This window comes from Lactobacillus sp. UMNPBX17, assembly GCF_002553735.1.
GTDB lineage: Bacteria > Bacillota > Bacilli > Lactobacillales > Lactobacillaceae > Lactobacillus > Lactobacillus gallinarum.
In genome coordinates this window covers 1-1937 of record NZ_PCYT01000118.1, presented here as the reverse complement: position 1 = coordinate 1937, position 1937 = coordinate 1, and the positions used below count along the sequence as shown (strand labels likewise).

Annotated in this window: 1 protein-coding gene; it reads right to left on the bottom strand. The window is 44.6% G+C overall.

Translation table 11 applies throughout. The annotated features are described in order from the left end of the window. Positions 1-67: 67 nt before the first annotated feature. The gene (gene ltrA / locus CP368_RS09775; RefSeq protein WP_087236567.1) at positions 68-1378 is read right to left on the bottom strand and encodes a group II intron reverse transcriptase/maturase; all 1311 of its coding nucleotides are present in this window, start codon (positions 1376-1378) and stop codon (positions 68-70) included. Positions 1379-1937 lie beyond the last annotated feature (559 nt).

Here is a 1937-nt window from a genome sequence, read left to right as displayed (position 1 = left end):
AATAGAGTAGAGGGAGTTTAATTCTCGCCCCTCTCATTGCACCGGACGTACGGTTCCGTATCCGGCGCTACATTTGTAATTCTTTACGAGATATATAATATTCTAGCGGATCGACCAATCCTGGGCGATCTGCTTTCTTTATCCCTAAGACTTGGGGACTGAGCAGGAAATTTACGACTTGTCCTGCACTGCGCTTATACCATCCTAATCGCGCATTGGCTACTTTGCGGATATCTTCGTCGCTAAAGTTGCACTTTAGCGCCTTGTTTATTCGCATCAGGTTGGTATATATTCTTTTGGAGCGCTTCCATTGCTTAATGATTACTACTCGTATCTTATGGCGCATCCATTGACTGAATTTAAACAGAAAGTGTTTCATATCGCCAATTTTGAAGTAGTTGATCCAGCCTCTGACTACTTGATTTATCTTAGTAAAAACCACTGATAAGGGCTGGGCAGCTGCTTTACGGCGACTCAACAGTTCTCTAATCTTGTCGTAGAGCTTGGCTTTGCGGTCGTCTCCTGGCTTTGTCTGCCAGCGTTCGCCGTTTTTCCAGAAGGTAAATCCTAGAAAATTGCTCTTGGTTGGTCGCACGACTTTAGTTTTAGTTGCGTTGACCTTTAAGAACAGTTTCCTTTCTAGCCATGACGAGATTGACTTCATGACCCGATCAGCCGACTTTTTGCTTTTAACGAAGATATTGCAGTCATCGGCATAGCGCACGAAGTGCACGCCTCTTTGTTCTAATTCCTTATCCATTTTATCTAAATAGATATTCGATAGAATCGGCGAAAGAGGTCCGCCTTGTGGCACGCCAAGCTTATTGGGCTTAACCAAGCCATCTTCCATGATTCCGGCTTTTAGGAATGCCCGGATCAAGTGGAGGGTGGTTTTGTCGTTTACCTGCTCTCTGATTATTGAAATTAATTTATCATGATTGACCGTGTCAAAGTATTTCTCAATGTCTAAATCAATTACCCATTGGTAGCCTTCATCTAGGTATTCCAAGACTTGCTCTATGGCATCGTGAGCACTGCGTTTTGGTCTAAAGCCATAGCTATGGTCGCTGAAGCGGGGATCATATATCTTCATCAAGACTTGGGCGATTGCCTGTTGGATTACCCGATCCACGACGGTTGGGATTCCCAGCGGACGCTTCTTGCCATTGGCTTTAGGTATGTAGACTCTACGTACGGCTTGCGGACGATATTTCATTTTCATGATCGAATCCTTGATTTCCGCTTGGTGCTTCTTAAAGTAGCCGTCAAGCTCATCGACCGTTTTATTGTCCACTCCAGGAGCGCCCTTATTGATTTTGACTCTGTGAATTGCTTCTTTGAGATTGCCTTGGCTTAAAATCTGCTCTATCAATTCCATCTCGTGATATCTCCATTTCTATTTGTAAATCTATTCGGAATCGTCCCAATTGCTTTCACCATCAAAGAGTTACGTTCTCTTTGTGCTAGGCTATCCTCTTATTCGGACTGTCTGAACATTGCTTATAGCAGGATATTCTCTTACAAACATTAGGTCCTTCGCATCCAGCTCTATTACAGAGCCTTTATCGCTACTATGACCTCAGCTGACTTCTCGTGGCTAACCTTTTTCGACCAGGCTTACGATCGCTGTTATTAAAGCTTGCTCGGCTTGCCTGTCCACGAGATCTCTCGGGGTAAGACATTCATCTCTTATTTTCCACTGCCTCCTGGTTTACCGTCTTGGTTTTACGGTTGTCTTTTGGACTTCGACTTGTCTTGCAGTCTTATCCACCATTTGGCCTGACCAGATTTCTGTACGTAGGCTCGGAAAACTCGCTAGCCACTTCCTTCACCCATAGCGTCACCGCTATCAGCTTGTGGTTCACTACACTTGGCGACAACTACCCGTGGTCTAGACTTTCACTAGACTAGATGAAATGTCATGCCCGACACACAAG